Genomic DNA, 18,751 nt, shown 5'->3' with positions numbered 1-18,751 from the left:
AAAATAGCGAATCCCGGCTGGTAGTTTCTCAAAGACCCAGATGCTGCTTCCAGTAATCTGTCAGGAATATATTATACGGATCGCGCGCGCTCCGGAGGGCCATCACGTCATCCCACTTCGGATACAGGTTTCGCAGGTAATCGACCCCCTGCTCACTATTGGCTGCGGGCAGGTACTTACCCCAGTGAGGCCGGTAACCATAGGGTGCCAGTAACGCCCAGAACTGCTGGTAATAAGCTTCGGGGGTGCCATCGGTATTACCTGCAAACCAGAACAGGTCGATCCGGATGACATCTGTCTGGTAGGCAGGGCTCATCCAGAAGTTGCTTTTTTGGGCCGCATAGATCTCGCAGCAAAAGGTCCCTGCCCGTTCGGGGTGCTGGGCATCGGCATAAAATTCACGGAGCGTATTCATAACCGCTTCGGTCTTGTCGAGGGGTATCCAGAGTTCGGTGAACCAGACCGGAAACAGGCGGTCACTCATCTGGTTATCCATCGGCAGTAGCTGCCACCACACGTCCGAAAACCGTTGCAGGGGGGTGTCAAGCGATACAAACAGGGCGAGTACGTGTTCCATAATTTTGGGCTGTAACTCCTGCCCCGCTTTCAGCAGCAGGACGCGAAGCAGCGGCTGGTCGACCGTAAATTCAGCGATCCAGCTTTGCCAGCGGCCTAGTGCGGTGAAAATCATGTCGGCCCCCAGCGTAGAGAGCGTTGGTGAGCCAAAATAGTAAGGCACTTCTTTGTATTCCTGCGGAAATGAAGCGTCTTCGTCGGCAGGGCTGGTTCGTTGAGCCTGCCAGACAACCATTCGCTCCATGCCGGGCTGCGGCCACCAGATCAGACGGCTGTAGTCAGACCGGTGCTGCTCCGGATCGGGAAGGCCCCGGAAGAAATCGGCTAGACCCAGCCGCTTGTCGTCGCCCGGCCCAAACAGGTCGATACTACACGTAGTGGGGGTGCTGACAACTTCAGTACCGGTAACGTCGTAGGTCGGTTCGCACTGAAACGCGACCGATAGGACAACCCCCAATAGTCCCCGGTGTGCGAAAGCCAGCGCGTAGAACGGGTCGGTGTCAGTGTCGGGTTGAGGCCGCGTATAGGTGTTGATTTCCACATCGTCGACACCATGATGCATGACGGTGACGGCCCTCACCGCATCTTCGAACGAATAGCGTACCGATCCGCCCGAGGACCCGGTAGCCATGAATCCCCCAACGGTCTGGTGGCTGATACCACCCAGATCGGGCAGCGCCCAGCCTGTCGGGTTGGTCCGGCGACCTTTTTCCGGCCCATCCAGGTGAATGGGATCGATCTGATACAGCAGCGAATTCTCAATTGTCGACAGCTTGAGTGGATCAAAGGGATCATAACCAAGGTGACATCCCGCCTGAACATTCACCAGTCCAGTCTGGCTATCGAGGTTTACTTTGTTGAGGTGGGCCAGCGTCACGAACAGCGAATTGGGGGCTGCTTCCTGTTGCGCTATCAGCGGAAATGAGTGGGCCGCCCCCCGAACGGCTACCTTTAGATCGTTTGCTCTGGCGTAGCGCAACAGATCGGCCAGCTGGTTTTCTTCGGCTGGCAGGTAATAGGTCAGCCCATCGATCTGACAGGTTTTAATGATACTAATAGAAGACATGAGTTAAGAGGAAGTTTATGATTTTACAGAAATCGCACCAATATACTGGGTAACAAACATTTATAAATAATTTTTTAGAAGCTCTTATTTCAGCGGTTAAACGACAGGTCTGTCGGCTGTTGATTCCATTCTCTTTACTGCTCTGGCGTGGGTAACCGGTTTTTCACTGGATGCTATCTGGTCTGTCCACACCAAACCCTTAACCCCAAAATGTAGGCGAAGGCATTTCTAAACTGGTAGTATTCAAAGATTTTCTATCATAGCAATAACATTATTTAGATTCTTTAAAAATAAGCTTCTCATTTGTTTGGACGAATTCTAAATAGACCCTAGGTTTGTACCACCATTAGTTTTCCACCACCGCTAGCGGATAAGTATATCCCATAGCAACTAGTTAGTGTGCCGGTTGAGATTAGCTATGTGAGCCTCACGACATTAAATCGACTACACTACATCATATCAATTGAACACAAGCTTCATGAAACGTTTTTGTACCCTGTTTTTTATAGTATTTACCACCCTGACGGCTGGTGCGCAAACCCAAAAGGGGGCGGTACGCGGTCAGGTTACCACCGCCGACGGACAACCAGCCCCTTATGTCAACGTCCTGATAAAGAGCACGAACCGGGGAACCATCACCAATGAGCAAGGGCAGTTTACAATCAAAAACATACCGGTTGGTGCTTCCAGCCTGCTCATCTCACTTGTGGGTCAGCAAACGCTGGAAAAGCCTGTCGATATTCTGCCGGGGGAGGTTACAACGGTAGCTATCGAACTGAGTGAGACGGCACAGCAGTTGCAGGAGGTTAACGTCAGCGGTAGCCAGTTGAATCGGTTTGTCCGTTCGGAGAGTGACTATGTTTCCCGTATGCCGCTGAAAAATCTGGAAAACCCGCAGGTATACAATACCATTGGCAAAGAGCTTCTTACCGAACAATTGGTCTTTTCGGTCGACGACGCCATGCGCAATGCGCCCGGTGTCCAGCGGATGTGGGAAGCCACGGGCCGCGCCGGTGATGGCGGCAGTTTTTACAATACCCGGGGCTTTATCGTTCAGAGCCAACTTCGGAATGGGCTGGCCGGTAACGTAACGAGCAGTATCGATGTGGTGAACCTGGAGAAACTGGAAGTGATCAAGGGCCCTTCGGCTACCCTCTTCGGCAGCGCGCTTACCTCCTATGGTGGCCTTATCAACCGCGTGACCAAAAAACCGTATGACACATTCGGTGGCGAAGTGTCCTACGCGGGTGGCAGCTACGGTTTCAACCGGGTGAGCCTCGACGTGAACACACCGCTGAACCCGGCAAAATCGATATTATTCCGGATGAACGGGGCTTTCAATTACGAAGATAACTTTCAGAATCAGGGGTTCAACCGCAGCCTCGCTCTGGCACCGAGTCTCTCGTTCCAAGTGAACAACCGACTTTCGATCCACCTCGATGGCGAACTCATGGAGGGAAGCAGTGTGGGGAAGCAGATTATCTTCTTCTATTATCCCGCAGCCGCACTGGGTGCTTCGCGTGCCGATGAACTGAATCTCGACTATCGGAATTCCTACATGGGGAGCGGCCTTTCGCAAAAAACACGGAGCACGAACCTGTTTGGCCGGGTAAACTACCGCATCTCGCCCCAGTTTACATCATCGACCTACGTAACGTCCAGTCACAGCTACTCGAACGGGATTTCGCCCTACTTCTACCTGGTACCCAACTCGGTCGCCAACCCGGAACCAACGGCCATTAGTGGTAACTTCCTGGCCCGCGCCGACCAGTCGACCAATAACAGCCGCAACGAGGTGTTTGAGGTACAGCAGAATTTCAACGGCGATTTCCGGCTGGGTTCGCTCAGAAACCGAATCGTTATCGGACTGGATTATCTGCGCATCAATTCAAATCAGAATTTTTTCGGTAGTGTGTTCGACACAGTCCCCCTCAACGTGCCGGGTTATGATTACAGCACCTTCAACGGAACCAGTTTACGGGCCCTGTATGCTGCCGGTCCACCCCAGTTTATCTATCCGATAACGACGAAGTCCAATACCTACAGTGCTTTTATCTCCGACGTACTCAACCTGACCGACCGCCTGAGCATGCTGGCGGCCTTGCGGGTCGACCACTTCCAGAACCAGGGAGGTCTGGCAGGTGCTGAGGTTCCTTCCTTCGATCAAACGGCTTTGTCGCCTAAGTTCGGCCTTGTCTTTCAACCCGTTATCGATCAGGTATCTCTCTTTGCCAATTACCAGAACAGCTTCACCAACCGGGGTACCTATAACGCCTATGACATTACGGCTCCCGATAGCATAGCCCGGCGCATTGCCAAACTGGAACGGGCCAACCAGTTCGAAGCAGGCGTTAAGCTGAGCACGCGCTCCGGGAAAGTTTCGGCTACGGTGAACTACTACAATATTCATGTATCGAACCTCCTGCGCACCGACCCCAATCCGCTGGCTGCCGCCCGGTTCGCTCAAACGCAGGATGGCACCCAGCTCAGTAAAGGAATTGAGGTCGACATCATTGCCAACCCTTTCAAAGGATTCAACGCGGTAGCTGGTTTCAGCTATAACGATTCCCGACTGACAAAGGCCGATGCCGATGTGAATGGCCGTCGTCCCAGCACAGCCTCTTCTCCTTATCTGGCAAACCTGTGGCTGAGCTATCGCCTGCCCGACAACCTTGTCAAGGGTCTTGGCTTTGGGGTAGGCGGCAACTATGCCAGCGACAATAAAATTATGAACAGCATCAGCCAGGGCGTTTTTATCCTGCCTGCCTACACCATACTGAATGCTTCGGCTTTCTACGAACAGCGCAAGTTCCGGCTTTCAGCTAAAGTCGACAACTTCACGAACGAGCGGTACTGGATCGGTTATACGACCATGAACCCCCAGAAACTACGCAGCTTCGTTGCCAGCGCAGCCTACAAGTTTTAGTCGAAGCAGAGACACATTACAAGCTGACATACAGCCCTTTTCTTTTCTAACATGACCTTAAAAAAAGCAATTGGCAAGGTACACCTCTGGCTCGGACTCACGTCCGGGCTGGTTGTGTTTGTGATCAGCCTGACGGGCTGTCTGTATGCGTTCAAGACGGAGATCGAAGACTTTACGCAACCCTATCGCTATGTGCAGACAGAAGCCAAACCCCTGCTTCCTCCGTCGGCATTAGGAGCGATTGGCAAACGGATTCTACCGGGCAAAAATCTGCACAGCGTCACCTACCGCACGGGCGGGCGAGCGGCTGTCTTAACCTTTTACCACTACGAGCCCACCTATTATTACCTGGCATTCGTCAATCCGTATTCGGGCAATGTTCTGGAAGTCAGCGATATGAGTAGCGATTTCTTCTATCAGGTTTTACAGGGGCATTATTACCTCTGGCTCCCGCCCACCATCGGTCAACCGATTGCGGCTTCAGCCACGCTGATTTTTGTGGTTATGCTCATAACAGGCATTGTGTTATGGTGGCCTAAACATAAGGGAGCCCGAAAACAGCGGTTTTCCGTGAAATGGAAGTCCCCCTGGCGACGGCGTAATTACGACCTGCATAATGTGCTGGGCTTCTATGCCGCATCCATCGCTCTGATTATGGCTGGTACTGGTTTGGTGTGGGGATTTCAATGGTTCGCCAAATCGGCGTACTGGGCCACATCGGGCGGCAAGGAATTACAGGCGTATTACGAACCGGCATCGGTCCTGCCCACCACCACGCTGACCCCGGGCTCACCCATCATCGACCGCTTATGGCAACAGACAACCGCCACGAAGCCTGCTGTCGAAACAATGGAGGTTCATTTTCCCGAGACGAAAACGGCGTCCATTGCTATCACGACCAACCCAACGGCTGCCACCCTCTGGAAAACCGATTACCGGTATTACGACCAGTACACCATGAAGGAATTGCCGGTTAACCATGTATACGGTCGCTTCGACGAAACAACGACGATGGCCAACAAAATTGCCCGGCTCAACTACGACGTACATATTGGGGCTATTTCAGGATTACCCGGTAAAATCATGGCCTTTCTGGCCAGCCTGGTCTCGGCCAGTTTACCCGTAACGGGGTTCCTGCTCTGGTGGGGACGACGAAAAAAGTCAAAAAACCGTCCAGCAAGGCATGTCCGGTCAATGTCCGTTGCAGCCTACCGGGACAAGGTGCAGGTAATGAAATAAGGGGCGCTGACAAACGACTCAATCAGACCCGGCAGCTGAGTCCGGCTCCTTGTTTACTTCGTTGATCTCATACGAGACAGCATTGGCTGCGGGCCCTACATCCAGATGAATCCATTGCGCATACTGGCGGGTAAAAGCAGCCCCATAGTAAAAGATCAGCGCTGAGTAAAAGACGAATAGCAGAATCAGAATAATTGCCCCCGACGTTCCATACAGGGAACTGACAGGGCTCTTTATCAACAGCCGATCCAGCACCTGCTCCCCTATCTCGACCAGCACGGCCGTAACCAGCGCCCCCACCCAAACCGCCTGCCAGGAAATACGAATATCGGGAAGGTACTTGAACACACTGGCAAACCAGGCTGTCAGCAGCAGTATCGATAGGGCGTGATTGCCCGCATCCAGCGACCACAGCAGGTTTGCCGCGTTCAGAAACGAGTGGTTCATGAAGGGTGCCAACGCCTGATGGATCGTTAGGGAAGCGGTTACCAGAAGGCCCGCGAAAGCAATGATACCCAGCGCAATCCCTTTATCGAGCAGCACATACCAGACCCGACGGTCGTTGGAGGGCTTCACATTCCAGAGTTGATTCAACGACCCTTTTATGATGGCGAACAGGGTGGTAGAGGCCGTCAGCAAGAGTACTACGCTCAGGATGGTCAGCAAGCTGTTTGAGCGGGGCTCCTGCAGGTGTTTCGAGATATCCTGCAACTGACGGGCACCCTGGTAGCCGAAAAGTTCGGCCAGTTTTTTGAACAGCTGCACACTCACCCGTTCATCCTCCCCGGTAAGCAGCTCACCGTATAGCTGGCTCAGAATGATAACAATGGGCGGCAACGCAAAGAAGGAAAAGAACGCTGTTGCCGCGGCCATACGTATCGGATCATTCGCCTTCAGATTAGCGAAAGCCTGAGCGGCCAGGCGGAGTATGGGAACGACTTTTTTCACAATAGATCAGATTGGATGACACGGGCGGACAAAAGGCGAAACCACACCGGCCGGCACTTATAATTTCTTGATGTTGACACCTAGTTTCGACTGCACCCGGATCAGCGTTTGCAGGCCATCGGGCCTTATAGCGATCGTCTTCGGTGTAAACCGGAAATCCTGTATGTTGAGTTCTACTTTTTTACCGGCCTCCCCTTTCTTGAGCGCTTCGTTGATCGTTGTCGGCAACTGGGCAATTTCATTGCCGAGCGGTAACGTTACCAATTTGCCGATTACCTTGATAAGGCTATCATGAATTAGCCAGCCCATCAGGTTTGGTACTACATCGTTCGTTTGTGCGTCGAAATCCAGATTCTTCACTCCTAAGGTGTTCGTGACCGTATCAAAGGCGGGACGGCCCCGCAGGTAAACGGTTCCATCGAGCAGGCCGCTTACTTCCGCCTTAACGATCAGGGAGTTCTGACCGCCGTATACCGATGTTTTTTTGATGGTAAGGGCCCCAAAAGCCAGCTTCGTTGACTTTTTGTTGAATGTACGATCCAGCACCCGGTTAATGTCGGTGTAGGGAATAAAACTCATCAGTTGCAGGTCCGACGTTTCTTCAATCTGGTCCCGCTTTTGTAACGTCGGTAATGGCGTAGGCTTGTAGGGTGGCTGTCTGTCGCTCAGGACTGTCTCACTTTTCAGGGCAATGCGTATATGAGTCGTTAGCTGCCGGGCATTTCCGCTGATCGGGCTGGACTCTATAGCCATCGGTTTGGGCAGCAGCCAAAGGCCATACTGCCGGTCGAGAAGCAATGGCTTCTGAAGATCCATCCATACCGGCGTTATCAGCTGATCGAGTCTCAGCTGCTTCCCAACAGCACCATCAATGGCTGATTCAATAGCTGGCTGGTAATTCTCGAGCAGCTTACGAATGAGGTTTTCCAGTGATATTTCCCTGCCCAACACCCGAATTTCAGGCTTGATGACCCAGTTGTAATCGATAAACCTGACCTGACTGGCCAGCCGCCAATCGGGCGTCACGTTGAGCGGACTCTGAAAGTTAATCTGTAGCGAGCAGAATGGTTTTCCTTCGATGGTTTTCGACTGGCTGAAGGGCCTGACTATCCACAATTGCAACGGAGTCGAAAACCGAACCTGCTGGTTGACATACTGAATACGAACACGACCCGATCGCGTTACCCGAAACGGAAACGCCCCCCCAATCCTGCCCGACGATGAGCCTTTACCAATCAGAACGGGATCAAGTTCCTGGTTGATTTTACCTTCCAGGTCCCGGAGCTGAAACGTAATCGGGCCTGCCAGGTAGGAAACGGGCGATGGAATGGGCGGGTCGAATCCTTCTGCTTTCGGCGATTTCGGGTCAACGTTCCGGCACTGTGTAAACGTAAGTATAGGAATCAGGCAGAGGAGAAACGGCGCGAATGATAGTGTTTTCATTTAATATTGGCGAGCAAACGGCGTATCTGGATAACCGGCTTCGTTCCGGATAGTTATTCGGGACCCGGTCTCTTGCCAATCCGGGTGGGGTCGTGACCTCTTTGTTCTTCGGCTGGCCCGACGCCAGGCGTAGAAACAAATTGTGCAACTTGCAGGTAGACTATTACCCCCGATCATGTGCTGAACCACCACGCCTTATTCCCAAAACAAAGTTACATGAAGCATATAACGCATTTCCTTTTCATTTCCAGCCTGGCTTTGACCAGCCTGTCGCCCGTTTCGGCGCAAAAACCAGCTACCCAATCGGCACCTGAAAAGCAGTCACTGGCTGGCCCCGACCAGCAGTTCGGGAAACTATTTGAAGACGTTCAGCTTAAGGCGATCTTTCCCGATTCGAAAACATTCGCTGACTGCACCCCAAAGCTGGCCCCGGCCCGTATTCTGGCCGCTTATGAAAAAGCCCGCGTTCGTCGCGACTTTGACCTCAAAGCCTTCGTAGCTGAGAATTTTGCGTTACCCGTCACGCCTGCTTCGGGTTACACCAGCAAGGCCAGCCAATCGGCCCGGCAGCACCTGATCGATCTATGGCCTGTTCTGACCCGGCCCGCCGATACAAGATCGAAAGGCACGGGCCAGATGGGTTCGCTTATTCCCCTGACAAAGCCTTACATCGTGCCCGGTGGTCGTTTTGGCGAGATTTATTACTGGGACAGTTACTTCACCATGCTGGGGTTGCAGGCCTCGAACCGTATGCCCCAGATCCGCAATATGGTCGACAATTTTGCTTACCTCATCAATACCTTCGGTTTCATTCCCAACGGGAACCGAACCTATTTTCTGGGCCGGTCGCAACCGCCGTTTTTCTCGCTCATGGTGAACCTGCTGAGTGAGAAGCAGGAGCGTGAAGTACTGCTTCAGTACCTGCCTTCGTTACAAAAAGAATATAATTTCTGGATGGATGGTAAAGCAACACTAACCCCACAGAAGCCAGCTTACCGGCGCGTTGTGCAGCTGGCCAGTGGCGTGTACCTGAATCGCTACTATGACGACAAAGACACCCCCCGCCCGGAATCCTACAAAGAAGATGTGCGATTGGCCCGCAACACCAACGATCCCAAAACGCTCTATCGCCATATCCGGGCCGGGGCAGAGTCGGGCTGGGATTTTAGCAGCCGGTGGTTCCGGGACGGTAAAAATCTGCGAACCATCCACACCACCGATTTTATTCCGGTCGACCTGAATTGCCTGCTTGTTAACCTGGAACGGACACTGGCCGACGGGTACCGCCTGAAGGGCGATCAGGCGCAGGCAACCTTGTATCAGCAATTGGCGCAGCAACGTAGCGATGCCATTCTGCGCTACTGCTGGAACGCCAAACGACAGTTCTTTTTCGATTATGACTTCGTTGCGCAACAACCCGCAGCTGTTTATTCCCTGGCCGCTGCTTTCCCCCTGTTCATGAATATCGCTACGCCCGAACAGGCAAAAGCAGTCGGGCAAATTCTGAAAAAGGATTTTTTAAAGCCAGGTGGCCTGACCACCACCCTCGTACGTACGGGCGAGCAATGGGACTCCCCCAACGGGTGGGCACCCTTACAGTGGATGGCTATTCAGGGATTGCGTAATTACAAACAAACCGAGCTGGCCAATCAGATTAAGCTGAACTGGGTAACCGAGAACCTGCGTGTTTATAAAGCGTCGGGCAAGATGGTCGAGAAATATGATGTGATCAGCACAGCTTCTGCCAAAGGGGGTGAGTATCCAAATCAGGATGGCTTTGGCTGGACAAATGGTGTATTATTACGCTTGTTAAACGAAGAATAAGCTAAAATTTTACAAAAATGTTACTCTATCGCCAATCTAATAAATAATATAAAACGTATATGCCCCGATTAATGGGTTTAATCACAGTAGTTCTTACAATGCCCAACGTGAACGTTGGGCATTGTTTTTAGGCTGACCGCCATCTCCTCCGCGCTGAACGCGTCGGAGAGAGTAACGATCACTCCGTCAGTTTTACCGCCTTTATCCGACCCGGCAGCCAGACCTGCATGGGACTCTTGCCCCGATTGGCCCAGGCATAGTAAGGAATGGCGGTAATGGTCCGGGGCTTCATCTGCACTGTCAGACCATCGGGCGCGGCTTCAGCTACCGATACATTTGCCAGAATCGCTACTACCGGCTCATCGAGCACCTGATAGGGTTTGGTAGAAAACGTTGCCCTGTCCGGCACGACAATGTTCCAGGCGCGCCCGGCGTTATCGGCTCCTTCTACGCAATACACCAGCGGTCCCCGCTGCAAAGCCACCCGACCCTGATTACTCGTGACCTCTTTGCGGGAAGCAACCTGCCGGACATCCATGGGCAGTTTCATCTCGACTATATCGCCCTTTTTCCATGTCCGATCAATGACCGCGTAGCCTTTTTCCTCGCGAAAAACCACCGGTTTCCCGTTCAGCAAAATCTCGACGGCTGCCGTAGCCGTCGTATCCCTGAATCGGTACAGGCTACCGGGAGCGGGTACGTTTCTGGCCCATCCGGGAATTCTGACGTGCAGCGCATAGGTGACCGGCCTGGCAGGATCAACGCGCAGCCGGACAGTACCAGCCCACGGATAACTGGTTTCCTGCTGCACAGGTACGGCGGTTTTACCGATGTTGATGGTGGTAGAACCCGCCACAAACAGGTTGACCCAAATACCCTGCTCAGACCGGCCATAGATGTAATCGCCCAGCGAAGCAACCAGCCGGGCAATGTTGGATGGGCAGCAGGCCGTTCCGAACCATTCGCTGCGCCCATACTGGCCAGCCGAAGCCAGCGGATTGCCATAGAAGAAGCGGTCGCCACTCAGGCTCAGGCCATCCAGCGCGCCATTGTAGAGACTCCGTTCGAGGATGTCGATGTATTTGCTTTCGCCCGTGAGCAGGTTCATCCGCTGGTTCCAGAACACCATCCCGACCGATGCACAGGTTTCGCAGTAGGCCGATTCATTGGGCAAGTCATAGTCTTCGGTAAAGCCTTCATTCTGACCCGAGGAGCCAATGCCACCCGTCAGGTACATATTTCGGTAAACAACGTCTTCCCAAACGGTTTTCATCGCGTTCATATACCCGGCGTCGTTGGTAGCCGCAGCCACATCGGCAGCCCCGGTATACTGGTACATGGCCCGAACGGCATGGCCGGTGATCTCTTTCTGGTCTTTCACCGGTACGTCGTCCTGGCAGTATTTCGGATTTTTCCACTGGTCCCAGATGACGCCTTTCCCGAATCCGTGCCCGCGCTGATCCAGAAACCAGTCGGCCAGTTTCAGGTAGCGGTCCTGTTTGGTCAGGTGGTACAACCGCATCAGCGCCAGTTCGATCTCCTGATGGCCACTCACCCAATGGCGGTTCTGGAGCCGGAACGTGGAGTCGATATGGTCCGCAAATCGAATCGCCACATCGAGCAACCTGCGTTTCCCGGTCGTGTTGTAATAGGCAACGGCGGCTTCGAACAAGTGACCGGCACAGTAGTCCTCGTGTTTCTCCATGTCGGTCCAGCGTTTGTCCAGACCAGTCAGCGTATAATACGTGTTCAGGTAGCCATCGGGCAGTTGAGCCGCAGCAATCTTGTCGATCCAGGCGTCGGCCTTTTGCTCGATGGCTGGATCAGGATGATTTTTCAGCGAATAAGCCATGGCTTCGAGGGCCTTGTACACGTCGCTATCGTCATAATAAATGCCTTCGTGCTTCTCGTTCTGGTGGCGGGCTACCTTTTCGAAATTACGGATGCGTCCAGTTTTCTCCTCCGTCTGCACGATGCAGGCCCGAAGCGTGGCCGTGGCTACTTTGTCCAGTTTGGGTTTCCAGAACCGGTCGGTGATCGTTACCTGCGAAAACCCGACCGGCTCGAACCGCTGAACGAGTAACTGGGCATGGCCCGGCAGCACAGCTATACTAACGAGAGCGACCAGGCAGGGTATAGCGTTCGAGATTGTTTTCATGTTGTCCGGTGATTGGTTAGCTGATAAAGCCACCCATCGACCATTTATACGCAGCCGGTAAAAGCGGGTGGTAGCAACCTGATTTGTAAAACTGAACCAGATTCGGCATATTGCCGTTGTGCTAGTGAAAAAAGGCACGATTCAGTATGGCATACGCAACCCTTCCCGCTCAACAGGCTATTTACGCACCTTATACGGTCATCGATAAGTCGCGGCAGGGTGTGCTGCGTTCCGAAGCGGATCGGGTAGCGGGACTGGCCAGCCTGACCGATATCGAGCTGGCACGAATCCTCAATATGTCGGTCCGCAATCTGCACCGGCTCAAACCCGACGAGAAACTGGCCCGGGATGCCTCAGAACGGCTCCTACTGCTCACCAACCTGCTCCGGCATGGACTGGATGTCTTCGACAACGACAGCCAGACCCTGACCGAATGGCTCCGTTCACCCATCCGGGAACTCAACAGCCAGCCGCCCCTATACCTGCTCGACACTACGACCGGGTTTGGTCTCGTCGACGATGTACTGGGCCGCATCGAACATGGCATTGTTGGTTAATGTCCGACCAGGATGCTCACTGTTTACCGAACCGTAAAAGCGAAATACAGCCAGGAACCGTTGGCTACGGAAGGTGCCCGGCTGTTTGGCGGTCGCTGGAATCCAAAAGGGTTTCCGTTACTCTACACGACCTCGTCACCCGCCCTGGCGCTGGTTGAGTCGTTGGTACACCAGCCCCGCGTCCGGTATGAAAAGCTGCCAAAGCTGGTGCTATTCACGCTGGAAATTCCGGGCGATGCCGAACTGGCAACTACCTATTTACCGGAGCAGCTACCGCCCTACTGGTCCGATGAAAGCTACGAACGAAGCCAGTGGATTCTGCGCGACTGGCTTATCCGGCCTGCTACGCTGGTAGCCGCTGTTCCGTCGGTTGTCGTGCCCATGTCCTTCAACTACCTGCTCCATCCGGCCCACCCGGACTTTGGCCTGATCCGGGTTGCGCATCAGGAACCGTTCCCTATAGAACACCGACTCTGGCAGGACGCCGATTCTCCACCAATTGATCAATCGCCAACCTGACACCGCTCCACTGACCAGGACGCGGAGTAATACAAAAGGATAAAGCCAGAAACGATGCATCAGGCACTTTCTTCTAGTAGTTAGACCCGAAAGGCGTCAAAATAGCTTGCTATCTTGCTAAATTCATCGTTAATAAAGAGCTGAAATTCCTGGTACTTTGTGCTTCAACTGAAGCAATGTCTGCCCTGTACCCATATTTCGTTCTCTAAAGGCGGCTCTATTCGTGCAAAGAGCAGGACTTCGTAAGCAAGGCGTGAAAATCGTCGTATAGATAGCAACAAAATCGTATGAAGAAATTAGCCTGCATGGCCCCGCGGCAATTAGCCTATCAACAAGACGTGCTGCCCAGTTTACAGCCAGCATCAGCCATTATTCGAATCAAGCGCATTGGTATCTGCGGTACCGATCTGCATGCTTTCGAAGGGAGTCAACCGTATTTTACCTATCCACGCGTTCTAGGACACGAACTAGCCGGAGAACTGGTTGACATTGACAAATCGTCGACGTTCAGCATTGGCGATCCGGTGACGATCATACCTTATTTTCATTGCGGTCATTGTATAGCCTGCCGGGCGGGTAAAACCAACTGCTGCGAATCGATGCAGGTTTGTGGTGTTCACATCGATGGAGGCATGGCCGAATACCTGTCAGTGCCCGCTTATTCCCTTCGGCATGGGAATGGGCTGAGCTTCGACGAGCTAGCCCTGGTAGAACCGTTGGCCATTGGCGCTCATGGTGTACGCCGGGCGGGTATTCAACCTGGCGAAATCGTTCTGGTCATTGGTGCCGGCCCCATCGGATTGGGCGTGATGGAGTTTGCCCAAATTGCCGGAGCAACGGTTATTGCAATGGACATGAATAGCAACCGGCTTGCCTTTTGCCAACACCAGTTACATGTCCCGTATACGGTCAACGCAAAAGACGGTGGGGTTCTGGAGCAACTAAAAGCCATTACGAACGGGGATATGCCCACCGTGGTGATCGATGCAACCGGAAACCTGGCGGCAATCGAACAGGGATTTACCTATTTGGCCCATGGCGGGCGCTATGTATTGGTGGGTTTACAGAAAGAAGCCATCCGGTTTAGCCACCCGGAATTCCATAAACGGGAAGCTACCCTGATGAGCAGCCGCAACGCCACAACAGTCGATTTTGATCAGGTCATGGCTTGTATTCAACAGGGTACGATCAAACCAGCCTCCTACATCACACATAAAGTCGAGTTTGACCACGCAAGTATCGAGTTTGAGAAATGGCTCGACCCGGCAACTGGGGTTATAAAAGCCCTGATAACGCTTCCCTGAGTTGCTAATTGGGTGGTCTTTTTGTGCAACTCATTACCGACCGGATTTTGCCCGAGTCGAAAACACCTGGACTTGCTGCATTTGACTGGAGACGGATTTTAAGCACATTTGGGGGGAAACCCGAAAGTTCCCATGAAGAAAAGACCGCTCGGCGGACCGTGTTTTGTTGACGAGGCCTTCAAGCGGATGGCCCGCCCCGGCTTACCGGTCGAGTTGTCCCACGCAGAAGGAGTATACCGTTGCAAGTCCATACCTGAGGAGAACTCTTACATTGACCGGGGCGCCCTTTAGGTTTGAGGGCTTGTAAGAAACCAAGAATTGGTAGCTTGCCAGCAGTCAACCAGAGTGGGGCTAACCTAACGGGTCGCCGAGGAAAGACCTATGCTCCGATTCAGGTCCCCACTCTGATGAACTTGCATCGACTCAGATAGAAAAACGGGTTCGCGGCCCATTACAAGGCGGTCGGCCGCTGCCGGTTGAGTGAAGGCAGGTTCGATTGACTGACGGACCAAAACTAATCGCACGGATTTCTATGGTTTATGCAAGTGGTGACACATAACTTTTGTCATATTTTTCACCCCGTGCCACCACTGCGTATACCCGATGGATGAGTTTATTGCGAACCGCGTTCAAGACGAGCATTTTGTTCTTGCCCTCTTTGACTTTGCCGCACCGGCGGACCGGCTGGTAGTAATCCTGCAATTCGCCCCTTGCTCGAATAGCTGCCATCGCGCCCAGATGGAACAACGATTTCAACCGTTTGCGGGCGTGTTGACTCACACCGGGGCGACCTCGGACGCTACTGCCTGACTGATAATTGAAGGGAGCAACTCCAGCGTGGCAATCGGACGGCCGAAGCCGCCATCTTTTTAGGATCAGATATGGTTTTCATTTCATTAGTGGCGATGACGATCTCCGTAGCGGTAGCCGTGCCGATGCCAGGAACCGAGGTAACCAGTTCAAAAAGTTGACTCAACCGGGGATCAGATTCGATGAGTAGGTCGATAGCTTTCTCAATTGCCTTCCGATCTTTCTCCAGGGCAGTTAATGATGCTTGACAGCTCTTGCTGACTTGCTTTTGCAGAATTGGGTCGATAAAGCCCTGTTGTTCGGCTAAAGGGCCAGCCAACTGGTTGTAAACACTGATAAGCCGCTGACGAGCAGCACTTAACAGAGCTAACTTTTGAACGACCGGGCGGGGTGGTTCCCATAACCGAAGCTGATCACGGAAGCGAAAAGCATACTCAGCAATACGCTGAGCGTCAATTGAGTCAGTCTTACCCCGTTGCAGACCACGCCACGGGGCGCCCCGCGGCTTTCTTAATTTGTAAGGAAGATTCTAACCAAATGGGGAAGCGAAGTTTGTGAAGAAAATCAAGCAAGTGGGCCTTGTAGATGCCGCCGGGCGGCCGGTGCCGTATGCTCCATGCAGAAAACAGCTTGCTTGGGGTTCCAGTCAGGCAGCGTTTTCAAGAGCCGTAAGGCGGTCTTGATGCCGGCGATGGTGTTAGGTGTATTGGTTTGCAGTACTATTTTCTTACCGTCGTAAACAGCCCAATCCAGAGTGGCTTTGGCAATATCGACACCGACGAAGTAGCGAATGTCCATAACGAATAGTAGTTTAGGGGTACGTAAAAAACGACTTGCCTTGCTGTTCAATACCTTGCTAACGGTCGGACGGCCGATGCCGCCTAGTGTCCCACATTTCTATACGAACCTTTGCAAGTCAGAAAAGAGCGGGTCCTAACCGCGGTGGCGGACCACTCGGACCATAGGTCGGAAGCCTTGCCGAGCGATAGGGTAGCCCGCTCTGTTTTATCATCACGGAAAGCTACCAAATCCTGGAATCTTACCGGCACTCAAACCTAAAGGCCGGTGCGGCAGCTCCCGTAAGTCATTGATCGCCCTCAAGGACGAACAGAAGGCCATTGAGCAGCAGATCAACGGACTTATTCAGAACGGTGGTCGGCTCAAAGAACTCTTTGACTGGATTGTTTCAGTACCTGGCATCGGCTCGACAACCGCCACGGAAATCATTGTCGTGACGAACGAGATGACAACGATTACTGACCCCAAACAAATGGCGGCTTCGGCCGTCCGATTGCCACGCAGGGGTTGCCCCGTTCGAGTACCGCTCAGGAACAAGTATCCGGGGCAAGACTAGAGTTAGTCATCAAGCCAGGAAACGCTTGAAGGCGCTGTTCCATCTAGGAGCAATGTCATGTATACGAAAGGAAGGCGAACTGCGTACCTATTACCAACGTAAAGTGGCCGAAGGCAAGAACAAAATGCTGGTATTAAATGCTATCCGAAACAAGCTCATTCACCGAGTGTACGCAGTGGTTAGGCGAAAGGAAAAGTATGACAAAACTTATGTCTCAGGGCTTGCATAGATCATAGAAATCGGTGCGGCAGCATTGCGTGGACCAAGCGCACGGGCGCCCCCGTTTTTCCGGCGGATTGTCAAGGACTATGAGTATACGCTATCTTCTTCGGTTGGTTGGCTGCTTTTAGCCAACATTCAGATCATGTTGCAACGAATCAAACCAACACCCCAAATATAATTCCCCAACACCTTCTTAACAAAGAGATAGATTTTATTATAAGCTAATTGACAGGGCTGTAACTGCTTCACTTATTTAATCTAAAGCCAGCGGATACTTTCCAAATACTGAAATGTTGTGGCTCATTAAAAGATACTTTATTCACATTTAATGGGCCGTTTAAATAGGAAATGGATCTTTCGTAGTTAGCTTCTAACACAAACCGTCTTAAGTCTACACCAATTCCCACTTGGCCACTCGTGTTGAATTGTTTAAAACTTTCAGCATATGAATAGAGTATTCGGTCAGCTTGATTGTATTGATTTTGAAAGAATGATTCGTCTTTATTTGAATAAGCTTTGTCCGTAATCTGACGAGATACTAATACCCCTGCTTGCACATAAAATGGCTCTCGAACTAAATACTCACCGGAGAGCGACAAGGATATGCGTTGAAAACTATAAATAGGGCCCGAGAATATCCAAGCTCTACTGGCACCTTGTGCTATTTCTTCTTCTGCTTTTAGGTTTTTAAACTGAATGAAATACGTGTTTTTTAGATAGGACAATGTCGATTTAATCCTAAACCGCGTAGTCAGTTGATACCGAGTAAATGTACCAACCTCCATCCCTTGGTATTGCTCTTTAGAGTTATTGTAAATCAAATATTGATCATTCACATATTGATTTACTGTCATTGATAGATGATTGCCAGAAATAAAAACACCAAACTCGGGCTTTTGTATACTTTTTTCGTTTATAGGCGACTGTCCGCAAGCGTTGCTTAAGCGAATCAATGTTAGTAGGAGAACAAAAAATTCTTTCATTTTTTTTATGTTTATAAGTTAAAACACGCATTATACAAAATAAATATAATGCGTGTTTTAACTCACCTAATTATTGAATTTTAATAAAAGGCATTGTCCAGCTTACGGGTGAATTACCGTCATATATTGGCTAATTCGCGCCATCATGGTAGAAAAAGCCATGTCCCTGATTGTTTAAGCCATCTCGGAAGAAACTATCTCGATTCCACATTATTTGTCTAATAATAGCGTCTTGAGATTTAATGGTTATTGAATATAGATCTGTGAGTAGGCTTGTAAAGGTTGCCTCTTTAGTTCTGTATGGCAACATACAAACCATCTGACTACGAATTGTTACGTCGGCGATGTGCCGAATTGAAAGACCAAGGCTGGAAGCAGTCCAGAATTGCGCAAGCGCTAGGACTTACTGAGGGCTGGGTCAGTCGAACTTTGAAAAAGTATCGCCAAGAGGGTCAGGCTGGTTTAGCCTGGCGAAAGCCCAGCGGACCAAATAGTCGTTTAACCGATGAACAAATCGTCCAACTGCTTGCTGAACTCAACAAAGGGGCTGAGCATCATGGATTTTCGGGAGCCGTCTGGACTCGGCCTCGGGTGAATGACGTAATCAAAAAACTGTTTGGGGTTAGTTATGACCCTTCTCAAGTAGGTCGATTATTGAAAAAAGCGGGCTGGAGTCGACAGAAGCCACAAAAGCAAGCACGTCATCGGACCGATTTCTATGGTTTATGCAAGTGGTGACACATAATTTTTGTCATATTTTTCACCCCGTTCCACCACCGCGTACACCCGATGGATGAGCTTGTTGCGAACCGCATTGAGGAC

General features: G+C 51.7%; 17 protein-coding genes and 1 pseudogene. 9 read left to right on the top strand and 9 right to left on the bottom strand.

Translation table 11 applies throughout. The features are described from left to right. Positions 1–28: 28 nt before the first annotated feature. Positions 29–1,642, bottom strand: a complete 1,614-nt coding sequence (locus tag FH603_RS23090) for a D-arabinono-1,4-lactone oxidase (RefSeq protein WP_186740571.1) — start codon at positions 1,640–1,642, stop codon at positions 29–31. Positions 1,643–2,120: 478 nt separating this feature from the next. On the opposite strand from FH603_RS23090, the gene FH603_RS23085 reads away from it, so the two are divergent. Both FH603_RS23085 and FH603_RS23080 read left to right on the top strand, forming a co-directional pair. Next, positions 2,121–4,568 carry a TonB-dependent receptor gene (locus tag FH603_RS23085; RefSeq protein ID WP_186740569.1) on the top strand — a complete coding sequence of 816 codons (2,448 nt, stop codon included), beginning with the start codon at positions 2,121–2,123 and terminating at the stop codon, positions 4,566–4,568. A 51-nt stretch (positions 4,569–4,619) separates the two neighbouring features. Next, positions 4,620–5,807, top strand: coding sequence for a PepSY-associated TM helix domain-containing protein (locus FH603_RS23080; RefSeq protein ID WP_186740566.1), 1,188 nt, complete (start codon positions 4,620–4,622; stop codon positions 5,805–5,807). A gap of 18 nt (positions 5,808–5,825) precedes the next feature. Here FH603_RS23080 and FH603_RS23075 read toward each other — a convergent pair whose 3' ends face one another. After that, the gene (locus tag FH603_RS23075) at positions 5,826–6,755 is read right to left on the bottom strand and encodes a YihY/virulence factor BrkB family protein (RefSeq protein WP_317171317.1); all 930 of its coding nucleotides are present in this window, start codon (positions 6,753–6,755) and stop codon (positions 5,826–5,828) included. Between the two features lie 57 nt (positions 6,756–6,812). After that, positions 6,813–8,198, bottom strand: a complete 1,386-nt coding sequence (locus FH603_RS23070; RefSeq protein ID WP_186740564.1) for a DUF4403 family protein — start codon at positions 8,196–8,198, stop codon at positions 6,813–6,815. Between the two features lie 216 nt (positions 8,199–8,414). Between FH603_RS23070 and treF the strand changes: the two genes are divergently transcribed. Further along, the gene (gene treF, locus FH603_RS23065; RefSeq protein WP_186740562.1) at positions 8,415–10,022 is read left to right on the top strand and encodes an alpha,alpha-trehalase TreF; all 1,608 of its coding nucleotides are present in this window, start codon (positions 8,415–8,417) and stop codon (positions 10,020–10,022) included. Between the two features lie 178 nt (positions 10,023–10,200). Here treF and FH603_RS23060 read toward each other — a convergent pair whose 3' ends face one another. Further along, the gene (locus tag FH603_RS23060; RefSeq protein WP_186740560.1) at positions 10,201–12,180 is read right to left on the bottom strand and encodes a glycoside hydrolase family 127 protein; all 1,980 of its coding nucleotides are present in this window, start codon (positions 12,178–12,180) and stop codon (positions 10,201–10,203) included. Between the two features lie 146 nt (positions 12,181–12,326). Between FH603_RS23060 and parS the strand changes: the two genes are divergently transcribed. The 3 genes from parS to FH603_RS23045 all read left to right on the top strand — a co-directional run bounded on the left by parS (position 12,327) and on the right by FH603_RS23045 (position 14,560). Then, positions 12,327–12,737 carry a type II RES/Xre toxin-antitoxin system antitoxin gene (gene parS, locus FH603_RS23055; protein ID WP_186740558.1) on the top strand — a complete coding sequence of 137 codons (411 nt, stop codon included), beginning with the start codon at positions 12,327–12,329 and terminating at the stop codon, positions 12,735–12,737. A gap of 12 nt (positions 12,738–12,749) precedes the next feature. After that, a complete protein-coding gene (locus FH603_RS23050) occupies positions 12,750–13,256 on the top strand; it encodes an RES family NAD+ phosphorylase (protein ID WP_186740556.1) in 507 nt (168 codons plus the stop codon). 287 nt (positions 13,257–13,543) lie between these two features. Continuing rightward, on the top strand, positions 13,544–14,560 hold the full coding sequence (locus tag FH603_RS23045) for a zinc-binding alcohol dehydrogenase family protein (RefSeq protein ID WP_186740554.1): 1,017 nt from the start codon (positions 13,544–13,546) through the stop codon (positions 14,558–14,560). A 537-nt stretch (positions 14,561–15,097) separates the two neighbouring features. Here the strand turns inward: FH603_RS23045 and FH603_RS28675 are convergent. The 4 genes and pseudogenes from FH603_RS28675 to FH603_RS28665 form a co-directional block, all read right to left on the bottom strand. Next, on the bottom strand, positions 15,098–15,436 hold the full coding sequence (locus FH603_RS28675; RefSeq protein WP_342355222.1) for a transposase: 339 nt from the start codon (positions 15,434–15,436) through the stop codon (positions 15,098–15,100). Then, positions 15,360–15,689, bottom strand: coding sequence for a transposase (locus tag FH603_RS28670; protein ID WP_235985551.1), 330 nt, complete (start codon positions 15,687–15,689; stop codon positions 15,360–15,362). Before FH603_RS28670 ends, FH603_RS28675 begins: the two co-directional genes overlap by 77 nt. 63 nt (positions 15,690–15,752) lie before the next feature. Beyond that, a pseudogene (locus FH603_RS29145) lies at positions 15,753–15,812 on the bottom strand (hypothetical protein); the annotation flags it as partial. Between the two features lie 122 nt (positions 15,813–15,934). Then, positions 15,935–16,168, bottom strand: a complete 234-nt coding sequence (locus FH603_RS28665; RefSeq protein ID WP_235985550.1) for an IS110 family transposase — start codon at positions 16,166–16,168, stop codon at positions 15,935–15,937. A 289-nt stretch (positions 16,169–16,457) separates the two neighbouring features. Here FH603_RS28665 and FH603_RS28660 point away from each other — a divergent pair, with 289 nt between their 5' ends. Then, positions 16,458–16,724: a hypothetical protein gene (locus tag FH603_RS28660; protein ID WP_235985549.1), complete on the top strand. Its 267-nt coding sequence runs from the start codon at positions 16,458–16,460 to the stop codon at positions 16,722–16,724. Further along, the gene (locus tag FH603_RS28655; protein ID WP_235985554.1) at positions 16,627–16,953 is read left to right on the top strand and encodes an IS110 family transposase; all 327 of its coding nucleotides are present in this window, start codon (positions 16,627–16,629) and stop codon (positions 16,951–16,953) included. The genes FH603_RS28660 and FH603_RS28655 overlap by 98 nt, the downstream gene beginning before the upstream one ends. Before the next feature lie 238 nt (positions 16,954–17,191). Here the strand turns inward: FH603_RS28655 and FH603_RS23030 are convergent, their stop codons facing one another. Beyond that, entirely contained in the window at positions 17,192–17,929 is a 738-nt protein-coding gene (locus FH603_RS23030) for a hypothetical protein (protein ID WP_186740552.1), read from the bottom strand. A 300-nt stretch (positions 17,930–18,229) separates the two neighbouring features. Between FH603_RS23030 and FH603_RS23025 the strand changes: the two genes are divergently transcribed. Then, positions 18,230–18,667 carry a winged helix-turn-helix domain-containing protein gene (locus FH603_RS23025; RefSeq protein WP_186740550.1) on the top strand — a complete coding sequence of 146 codons (438 nt, stop codon included), beginning with the start codon at positions 18,230–18,232 and terminating at the stop codon, positions 18,665–18,667. Positions 18,668–18,751: the final 84 nt, after the last annotated feature.

It is taken from the genome of Spirosoma utsteinense (genome assembly GCF_014282275.1).
Classification (GTDB): Bacteria; Bacteroidota; Bacteroidia; order Cytophagales; family Spirosomataceae; genus Spirosoma; species Spirosoma utsteinense.
Note: the sequence above shows the minus strand (reverse complement) of the source record. Positions and strands in the feature narration are given on the sequence as shown.

What these genes read in the sequence shown, in the direction of transcription:
- FH603_RS23090 (WP_186740571.1), bottom strand. Translation starts at nt 1,642, where the DNA reads ATGTCTTCTATTAGTATCATTAAAACCTGTCAGATCGATGGGCTGACC.
- FH603_RS23085 (WP_186740569.1), top strand. Translation starts at nt 2,121, where the DNA reads ATGAAACGTTTTTGTACCCTGTTTTTTATAGTATTTACCACCCTGACG.
- FH603_RS23080 (WP_186740566.1), top strand. Translation starts at nt 4,620, where the DNA reads ATGACCTTAAAAAAAGCAATTGGCAAGGTACACCTCTGGCTCGGACTC.
- FH603_RS23070 (WP_186740564.1), bottom strand. Translation starts at nt 8,198, where the DNA reads ATGAAAACACTATCATTCGCGCCGTTTCTCCTCTGCCTGATTCCTATA.
- treF (WP_186740562.1), top strand. Translation starts at nt 8,415, where the DNA reads ATGAAGCATATAACGCATTTCCTTTTCATTTCCAGCCTGGCTTTGACC.
- FH603_RS23060 (WP_186740560.1), bottom strand. Translation starts at nt 12,180, where the DNA reads ATGAAAACAATCTCGAACGCTATACCCTGCCTGGTCGCTCTCGTTAGT.
- parS (WP_186740558.1), top strand. Translation starts at nt 12,327, where the DNA reads ATGGCATACGCAACCCTTCCCGCTCAACAGGCTATTTACGCACCTTAT.
- FH603_RS23050 (WP_186740556.1), top strand. Translation starts at nt 12,750, where the DNA reads ATGCTCACTGTTTACCGAACCGTAAAAGCGAAATACAGCCAGGAACCG.
- FH603_RS23045 (WP_186740554.1), top strand. Translation starts at nt 13,544, where the DNA reads ATGAAGAAATTAGCCTGCATGGCCCCGCGGCAATTAGCCTATCAACAA.
- FH603_RS28665 (WP_235985550.1), bottom strand. Translation starts at nt 16,168, where the DNA reads ATGGACATTCGCTACTTCGTCGGTGTCGATATTGCCAAAGCCACTCTG.
- FH603_RS23030 (WP_186740552.1), bottom strand. Translation starts at nt 17,929, where the DNA reads ATGAAAGAATTTTTTGTTCTCCTACTAACATTGATTCGCTTAAGCAAC.
- FH603_RS23025 (WP_186740550.1), top strand. Translation starts at nt 18,230, where the DNA reads ATGGCAACATACAAACCATCTGACTACGAATTGTTACGTCGGCGATGT.